The sequence below is a fragment of the Jiangella rhizosphaerae genome (assembly GCF_003579925.1).
GTDB lineage: Bacteria > Actinomycetota > Actinomycetes > Jiangellales > Jiangellaceae > Jiangella > Jiangella rhizosphaerae.
On record NZ_QUAL01000372.1, the window covers coordinates 1 to 8033 of the forward strand.

Sequence of the window (8033 nt, forward strand, 5' to 3'; positions counted from 1 at the left end):
CCCGCGGCCGGGCCACGCTGACGCTGACGAAGGGTGCGGACCACTCCGTCCAGCGGATCCGCCTGCGCAAGATCTGACGCGGCGCTCAGGGCGGGCGTGTCGCCGCCCTCGAGAACGCCCTTGGCAAGGCTGGTCGTCGCGAATGTGTCCGATTTGACCGATGCTGCGCGACGGTGAGGCTTGCCAAGGCGGCCGGCCGGCCTGGCGGGTCGCGCTCAGAGGCTGCGCTGGTAGGCGGCGGACCAGCCGGCGACCTGGTAGCCGAGCGTCTCGTTGATGGCGATCATGTGCGCGTTGGAGTCGGCGTTCCACGTCCACACCGTCTGCAGCCCCGGCCGGTCGGCCAGGAGCTGGCGGAGGTTGGCCGCCTTGAGCAGCAGGCCGAGCCGGTGGCCGCGGTGCCGGGGGTCGACGATGGTGGCGTCCTGGAAGCCGGTGACGTCGCTGTCGCGCGACACGGTGATCTCCGTGATGCCGGCCATGCTGCCGTCGGGCGCCATGGCCGCCGCGACCCACGTGGCGCGGCGCATCCGCTCGCGGCGCTGCTCGCTGGTGCGGATGCGGGCGGCGTCCCACACCTCGGGCTCGTAGTCGACCTCGCCGAGGGGCGCGTCGGTGCTCATGCGGCCCTCGAGCCGGGCGTACTCGTCGACGAACTCGTCGGGCGCGCGGTCGCGCCAGGTGACGATGCGGTAGCCGGCGGCGTGCGGGCGGGCCGCCTCCTCGGCCCGCGCGATGCCGTCGAGGTCGAACGGCGGCCGCTGCACCCGTGCGATCTCGGTCATGCGGCGGGTGAAGCCGTGCTTCTCGGCGAACGCCGTGCCGGACGTGTGGCCGGTGCCCGTGGGACCCTCGATGTAGAGCAGCTGGCTGCTGCGGCCGGCGGCCTTCGACGCCTCGTCGAGGACGGCCAGCAGGGCGCTGCCGATGCCGCGGCGCGCCTCCTCGGGCCGGACGAACACCTCGGGCTCGGCGAGCGTGAGGTTGTCGCGCAGCGGAAGCCCCAGCACGGCCGCGCCCACGGCCTTGCCGCCGTCCTCGGCCAGCCAGAGCCGGGCGGCGTGGTGCTCGGTGCCCTCGTAGATGACCTTCAGCTCGTGTTCGAGCCACTGCGGGCCGGTGGGGTGGTCGGCCAGGCGCGCGCTGATGTGGACGTCGTACCAAGCGGCGAAGTCGGCGTCGGAGGCGTGGATCGGTCGGATCTGCACACGTCGAGCCTGGCTCGCGCCGCCCGGCCGCCGCAACGGATTTTCCCGCGGACCGGCCCCGCGGAGCGTCAGAGGGCGAGCTCGGCCTGGACGGTGGCGGCCAGTCGGCGGGCGACGGTCTCGGCCTGCTCGGAGGTGGCGGCCTCGACCATGACGCGGACCACCGGCTCGGTGCCCGACGGGCGGAGCAGGACGCGGCCGGTGTCGCCGAGCTCGGCCTCGGCCGCGGCGACGGCGCTCTTGACGCCCTCGTCGACGGAGACCCGGCTCTTGTCGACGCCCTTGACGTTGACCAGGACCTGCGGCAGCCGCTGCACGACCCCCGCCAGCTCCGTCAGCGACGTGCCGGTGGAGGCGACCTGGGCGAGCAGGTGGACGGCCGTGAGCACGCCGTCGCCGGTGGTGCCGTGGTCGAGCATGACCACGTGGCCGGACTGCTCGCCGCCGAGGTTGTAGCCGCCGGCCTTCATGGCCTCGAGGACGTAGCGGTCGCCGACCGCGGTGTCGATGACGTTGACGCCGGCCTGGCGCATGGCCAGCCGGAAGCCCTCGTTGGACATGACGGTGGCGACGACGGAGTCGCGGCGCAGCGTCCCCTGGGCGCGCATGGCCAGCGCGAGGATGGCCAGGATCTGGTCGCCGTCGACGATCTCGCCGGTGGCGTCGACCGCCAGGCACCGGTCGGCGTCGCCGTCGTGGGCGATGCCGAGGTCGGCGCCGGCCGCGACCACCTCGGCAGCGACGACGTCGAGGTGGGTCGAGCCGCAGTTGTGGTTGATGTTCAGGCCGTCGGGCTCGGCGCAGACGGTGATGACCTCGGCGCCCAGCCGGCGCAGCGCCTCGGGGGCCGCGCGGTAGGCGGCGCCGTGCGCGCAGTCGACGACGACGCGCAGGCCTTCGAGGCGAGCCGGGGCGGTGCCGACGATGTGCGAGATGTAGGTCTCGAGGCCCTCGGGGTGCTCGTGCACGCGGCCGACCTCGGCGCCGGTGGGCCGCTTCCACGGCTCGCGCAGCCGCGCCTCGATGGCGTCCTCGATGGCGTCGTCGAGCTTCTGGCCGCCCTTGGCGAAGAACTTGATGCCGTTGTCCGGCATGGGGTTGTGGCTGGCCGACAGCATGACGCCGAGGTCGGCGTCGAGCATGCCGGTGAGGAACGCGACGGCGGGCGTGGGCAGCACGCCGACCTTGAGGACGTCGGCGCCGGCGCTGGCCAGGCCGGCCACGACGGCCGCCTCGAGGAACTCGCCGGAGGCCCGGGGGTCGCGGCCGACGACGGCGACCGGGCGGCGCCCGGAGCCGAACGCGCCGATCTCGCCCAGCACGTGGGCGGCGGCGACGGAGAGGTCGAGCGCGAGCTCGGCCGTGAGATCGGAGTTCGCCAGGCCGCGAACGCCGTCGGTGCCGAAGAGACGGGCCACTGAGGGTGCTCCTAGGAGGGACAGCGGACGATGGAAACGCGAACGGCCCCGGAGCTCGTGCACCCCCCGGGGCCGTTCGCGGAATTCGCGCAGGTGCGCGAAATCAGCGCTTGCTGTACTGCGGAGCCTTGCGGGCCTTCTTGAGGCCGGCCTTCTTCCGCTCCGTGACGCGGGCGTCGCGGGTGAGGAAGCCGGCCTTCTTCAGCGCCGGGCGGTTGTTCTCGGTGTCGGCGGCGTTCAGCGCACGGGCGATGCCCAGCCGGAGCGCGCCGGCCTGACCGGTGACGCCGCCGCCGTCGATGCGGGCGACGATGTCGTAGCGGTCGGTGAGCTCGAGCTCGACCAGCGGCGAGCTGACCAGCTGCTGGTGCACCTTGTTCGGGAAGTAGGTGTCGAGCGTGCGACCGTTGATGGACCACTGCCCGGTGCCCGGCGTGATGCGGACGCGGGCGATGGCCTGCTTGCGCCGGCCGGTGGCCGCCGCGGGCTCGATGTTCGAGAAGCGCGACGGCGCCGACTCGGAGGTGTAGCTCTCGATGGGAGCCTCGTCGGTGTCGGTGTCGGTGTCGAACTCGTCGACGGTGGTCTCAGTCATGTCCTCACTCACTGCGCGACCTGGCCGATCTCGTACGGCACGGGCTGCTGGGCCTGGTGCGGGTGCTCCGGGCCCGCGTACACCTTCAGCTTGGACAGCATCTGCCGGCCCAGGCTGTTGTGGGGGAGCATGCCCTTGACGGCCTTCTCGATGGCCCGTCGCGGGTTCTTCTCGAGGAGGTCCCGGTAGGTGGTGGAGCGCAGACCGCCCGGCCGGCCGGAGTGCCGGTAGTCGAGCTTCTGCTCCAGCTTGCTGCCGGTGAGCGCCACCTTCTCGGCGTTCACGACGATGACGAAGTCGCCGGTGTCGACGTGCGGCGCGTAGACGGGCTTGTGCTTGCCGCGCAGCAGGGTCGCGGTCTGGCTGGCGAGCCGGCCGAGGACGATGTCGGTGGCGTCGATGACGTGCCACTGGCGCTGGACATCGCCGGGCTTGGGGCTGTACGTGCGCACGGTCGTAGGCCTTCGCTTTGGTCGAGAGGATGGATCTGGTCGGTGGCTGGCGTGCCGCGCTCCGGTACGCACAACGACACGACAGAATACCTGTGCGGCCGCCGCATGGTCAAAACGGTCGGGAAACCCGCACCGGACGCCGGTCACACGCTCGCGTGCACCATCTCATACTGGGCGAGGTCGACGCGAACCCAGCCGGTCGCGCGGAAGAACTCGGCCCCGTCGGTCTCGGGCACCAGGGGCGGCACCGTCCAGCGTCGTCCGGGGAACGCGTCGCGCAATGCGGCGAGCAACGCGCGCCCGTGACCCCGCCGGCGGGCCGCCGGTTCGGTGTGCACGGCGCTCAGCACCGCGGTGTCCTCCGTGACGCTCACCAGCGCCGCGGCCGGTCCCAGCACGTAGGCCCGGCGCGGCGGCGCGGCGGCGGCCAGCGTCTCGGGCGCGAGCTGCCAGGGCAGCTCGTCGGCGCCGGCGAGCCCGGCGGCCAGGCGCCGGGCGAACCGGAGCGGGTCGATGTCCGCCAGGCCGTTCGTCGCGGCCGGTCCGACGGCGCCGGGACGCTCCCAGCTGTAGCCGACCAGCGTCCGGACGATGCGGAAGCCGAGGCTCTCGTAGAGCCGCTGTGCCGCCACGTTCCCCACGATGACCTCGAGGGTCAGCGTCGTCGCCCCGGCCGCCGAGCATCGCCGGACCGCGCGTTCCATCAGCGCCCGGCCCACGCCGCGGCCGCGGTAGGCCGGCGTGCAGCCGAACCCGCCGATCCGCGCCGTCGTGCCGCGCCGCGTGACCAGGCAGATGCCCGCGAGGTCGTCGCCGGCGCTGTAGACCTCGCTGAGGTACCGGTCCAAGTGCTCGGCGCCGAACCGCCGCTCGAACGCCGGTCCGTCCACTGCCACGGGCACGACGTAGCCCTCGAACGAGCGCGTCATGGCCTCGGCCGCCTGCTCGGACGTCAGCGCGGCGACCGGGCGCGCCGTCAGCACGCCCGCGCGGGTGGGGATCTGGTCGGCAGCGGCATCGGCCACAGCACGATTGTCACCCGCCGACAGGAGTACCGTGGCGGCAGGACGGGGCACGGGCGCTCGGGGGGGCGCGCATGACCACAACCGAAGCGCGGGAACGAGGCCGGGCCGCATTCGAGACGCGGGCCTGGGCGGAGGCGTACGCGCAGCTCGCGGCCGCCGACGCCGTGGCGCCGCTGGCGCCGGACGACCTCGTACTGCTGGCGATGTCGGCGTTCCTGGCCGGTCACGATGCGCAGTCCACCACCGATCTGGAGCGGGCGTTCCACGCGTTGCTGCGCGAGGGACGGCCGCGGCCCGCCGTCCGGTGCGCGTTCTGGCTGGCGACGGTGCTGGCCAACGAGGGCGAGCTCGCCCGGGCGAGCGGCTGGCTGGCCCGCGCCGAGCGGGTGCTGGACGAGTGTGGCCGCGACTGCGCCGAGGCCGGCTACCTGCTCACCGCGCGGGCCCGGCAGGCGGCGGAGAGCGACCCGGCCGTGGCCGCGGAGATGTTCGCCGAAGCGGCCGCCACCGGCGAGCGGCACCACGATCCCGACCTGGTGGTCCTCGGCCGCATGGGCCGCGGCCGGTCGCTGGTCGGGATGGGCAAGGTCACCGAGGGTGTCGCGCTGCTCGACGAGGTGATGGTCGCCGTCACCGGCGGCGAGGTCGGCCCGCTGCTCACCGGCATCGTCTACTGCACCGTCCTCGACGCCTGCCGCGCGACGTTCGACGTCCGCCGCGCCCGCGAGTGGACGACGGCGCTGAGCCGCTGGTGCGACGCGCAGCCCGACCTCGTGCCGTTCCGCGGCGAATGCCAGGTGCACCGCGTCCACGTCCTGCGCGAGCAGGGCGAGTGGTACGACGCGCTGGGCGAGGCCGGCCGCGCCTGCCGCCGTCTGGCCGACCCGCCGGGCCAGTCGGCCGCCGGCGCCGCCCACTACGAGGAGGCCGAACTGCACCGGCTGCGGGGCGAGGACGCGGCCGCGGAGGACGCCTACCGGCTCGCCGGCCTGAGCGGACGCGACCCGCAGCCCGGCCTGGCCCTGCTCCGCCTCGGCCAGGGCCAGGTGGCGGCGTCCGTCGCCGGGCTGCGCCGCGCGCTGGACGAGACCCCGAGCCCGATCGAGCGCCCCGATCTGCTCGCGGCACTGGTCGAGGCGCTGCTGGCGGCGGGCGACACCGACGGCGCCGCTGCCGCCGCGGCCGAGCTGGCCGAGATCGCCGGTGCCGCCCGGGTGCCGATGCTGGCCGCGATGTCCGCCTACGCGACGGCGTCGGTGCGGCTCTCGCGGGGCGACGCCGGCGGCGCCCTGGCCGCCGCCCGGCGATCGTGGGCCGCCTTCCGCGAGGTCGAGACGCCGTACGAGGCCGCCCGGGCCCGCGTCCTGGTCGGCCTGGCCTGCCGCGACCTGGGCGACGCCGACGCCGCCCGGACGGAGTTCGACGCGGCGGCGCGGACGTTCCGCCGGCTCTCCGCCGGGCCTGAGCTCGACCGGCTGCGGCTCTTGACCGACGGCGGCCGGGAGTGGAGCGGCGGGCTGACGCCGCGTGAGCTGGAGGTGCTGCGCCTCGTGGCGGCCGGCCGGAGCAACCGGGCGATCGCGGCCGCGCTGGTGCTCAGCGAGAAGACGGTCGCGCGGCACGTGAGCAACATCTTCACCAAGATCGGCGTCTCGTCGCGGGCGGCTGCGACCGCGTTCGCCTACGAGCACGGCATCGTGTGAGGTGGGCACCGTCCCCCTGGTGCCCATTCTCTTAAGCCGCGCACGCGCGCCTCAAGCGGACTGTTGGGCGCTTCGCGCCGGCGATGACCGCTTGACCCGCGCGCACGCGGCCTAAGAACGGGCAGCTATCAGGGGGACGGGGGGAGTGTGGCGACGAGGCCGGGGCTGTTGGGCCCGGTTTCGGTGTGGCGTTGGTGTCGCTTGGTGTCCACGTAGTGAGATTTCACCGTGATTGTGGGGCCCGCACGAGGATTACCCGAGCCTCAACACGGTTGTAAGCGTGTTGAGGCTCGGGTAATCCTCGTGATGTCCGCGATCGTTCATGATCATCGCAACGGCGGACCGTCACGTCGGCCGCGCAGCCTGGCGGGCACGCCGTCGTCGCTGGCTGAGCCACTCGGCGTACGCAGAACTACCCATGCCGTTCCGGCCGCGAAGATGCACGGTTCGCCCGACGCGGCCGCACCGGCGCCACCCCTACCGTCAGAGGCCTGGCCTGGCGGAACGGACCGGGAGGGCGTCATGGAGCAGCACATCGAGACGATCGTGATCGGTGGGGGTCAGGCGGGGTTGAGCGTCGGCTACCACCTCACCCGGATGGGGCGGCCGGTCCTGATCCTGGACGAGCAGCGGCGCACGGGCGACAACTGGCGCCGCCACTGGGAGACGCTGCGGCTGTACAGCCCGGCGCGCTACGACGGGCTGCCGGGGATGCGCTTCCCCGGACCCGGCGGGGCATTCCCGACCAAGGACGAGGTCGCCGACTACCTGGAGGCCTACGCCGCCAGGTTCGAGCTGCCGGTCGAGCACGGCGTCCACGTCGAGACCCTCGCGGCAAGGGACGACGGCGGCTATGTCATCGACTGCGGCGACCGGCGGTTCACGGCCGAGAACGTCGTCGTGGCGACCGGGACGTTCGGCACCCGCGGCTACGTGCCGCCCTTCGCGGGCGAGCTCGACCCGGCCATCGTCCAGCTGCACTCCAGCCGGTACCGGCGGCCCGACCAGCTCCCGCCCGGCCCCGTCCTGGTCGTCGGCGCGTCGCACTCGGGCGCGGACGTCGCGGTCGAGGCCGCCCGCGAGCACCGCACGATCCTGTGCGGCCGGCCGACGGGCCAGCTCCCGGTGCCGCTGGAGTCGCGGCGAGCGCGGACGGCGTTGCCCGTGCTCTGGTTCCTGGCCGGGCACGTGTTCACGCTGCGCACGCCGATCGGGCGGAAGATGCGCCCGGAGGTCAGGACGCATGGCGGCCCGCTGCTGCGGGTGAAGGCGGCCGACCTCGCCGCGGCCGGCGTGGAGTGGATCCCCGAGCGGGTCACCGGCGTGCGGGACGGCAAGCCGGTGCTGGCCGGCGGGCGGGTGCTCGACGTCGCGTCGATCGTCTGGTGCACCGGGTTCCGGCAGGACTTCGGCTGGATCCGGCTGCCCGTCATCGGCGACGACGGCTGGCCGCTGGAGGACCGCGGCGTCGTGCCGTCGGCGCCCGGCCTGTACTTCACCGGGCTGGCGTTCCAGAGCGGGTTCAGCTCCATGCTGATCGGCGGCGCCGGACGGGACGCGGCGTACGTGGCGCGCCACCTCGCCCGCCGGCAGCGCGCCGGCCGGCCCGCGGTCGCCGCCGCGTAGCCGGCC

General features: G+C 74.0%; 7 protein-coding genes. 2 read left to right on the plus strand and 5 right to left on the minus strand.

The features are described 5' to 3' along the window. Positions 1-215: 215 nt before the first annotated feature. From DY240_RS25625 to DY240_RS25645, 5 genes are all read right to left on the minus strand, one after another. Entirely contained in the window at positions 216-1208 is a 993-nt protein-coding gene (locus tag DY240_RS25625) for a GNAT family N-acetyltransferase (RefSeq protein WP_158603000.1), read from the minus strand. A gap of 68 nt (positions 1209-1276) precedes the next feature. Then, positions 1277-2626 (minus strand): phosphoglucosamine mutase, encoded by a 1350-nt coding sequence (gene glmM, locus DY240_RS25630; RefSeq protein ID WP_119662522.1) that lies wholly within the window; start codon positions 2624-2626, stop codon positions 1277-1279. A 103-nt stretch (positions 2627-2729) separates the two neighbouring features. Continuing rightward, complete coding sequence (rpsI, locus tag DY240_RS25635) at positions 2730-3221, minus strand: 30S ribosomal protein S9 (protein ID WP_119662523.1); 492 nt, start codon at positions 3219-3221, stop codon at positions 2730-2732. Positions 3222-3229: 8 nt separating this feature from the next. Then, positions 3230-3673 carry a 50S ribosomal protein L13 gene (gene rplM / locus DY240_RS25640; RefSeq protein WP_116947052.1) on the minus strand — a complete coding sequence of 148 codons (444 nt, stop codon included), beginning with the start codon at positions 3671-3673 and terminating at the stop codon, positions 3230-3232. Between the two features lie 143 nt (positions 3674-3816). Further along, on the minus strand, positions 3817-4698 hold the full coding sequence (locus tag DY240_RS25645) for a GNAT family N-acetyltransferase (protein ID WP_199702425.1): 882 nt from the start codon (positions 4696-4698) through the stop codon (positions 3817-3819). Between the two features lie 71 nt (positions 4699-4769). On the opposite strand from DY240_RS25645, the gene DY240_RS33485 reads away from it, so the two are divergent. Both DY240_RS33485 and DY240_RS25655 read left to right on the plus strand, forming a co-directional pair. Next, complete coding sequence (locus DY240_RS33485) at positions 4770-6401, plus strand: response regulator transcription factor (RefSeq protein WP_119662524.1); 1632 nt, start codon at positions 4770-4772, stop codon at positions 6399-6401. Positions 6402-6923: 522 nt separating this feature from the next. Further along, entirely contained in the window at positions 6924-8027 is a 1104-nt protein-coding gene (locus tag DY240_RS25655; RefSeq protein WP_119662525.1) for a flavin-containing monooxygenase, read from the plus strand. The last annotated feature ends 6 nt before the right edge of the window (positions 8028-8033 follow it).

What these genes read in the sequence shown, in the direction of transcription:
- rpsI (WP_119662523.1), bottom strand. Translation starts at nt 3,221, where the DNA reads ATGACTGAGACCACCGTCGACGAGTTCGACACCGACACCGACACCGAC.
- DY240_RS33485 (WP_119662524.1), top strand. Translation starts at nt 4,770, where the DNA reads ATGACCACAACCGAAGCGCGGGAACGAGGCCGGGCCGCATTCGAGACG.
- DY240_RS25655 (WP_119662525.1), top strand. Translation starts at nt 6,924, where the DNA reads ATGGAGCAGCACATCGAGACGATCGTGATCGGTGGGGGTCAGGCGGGG.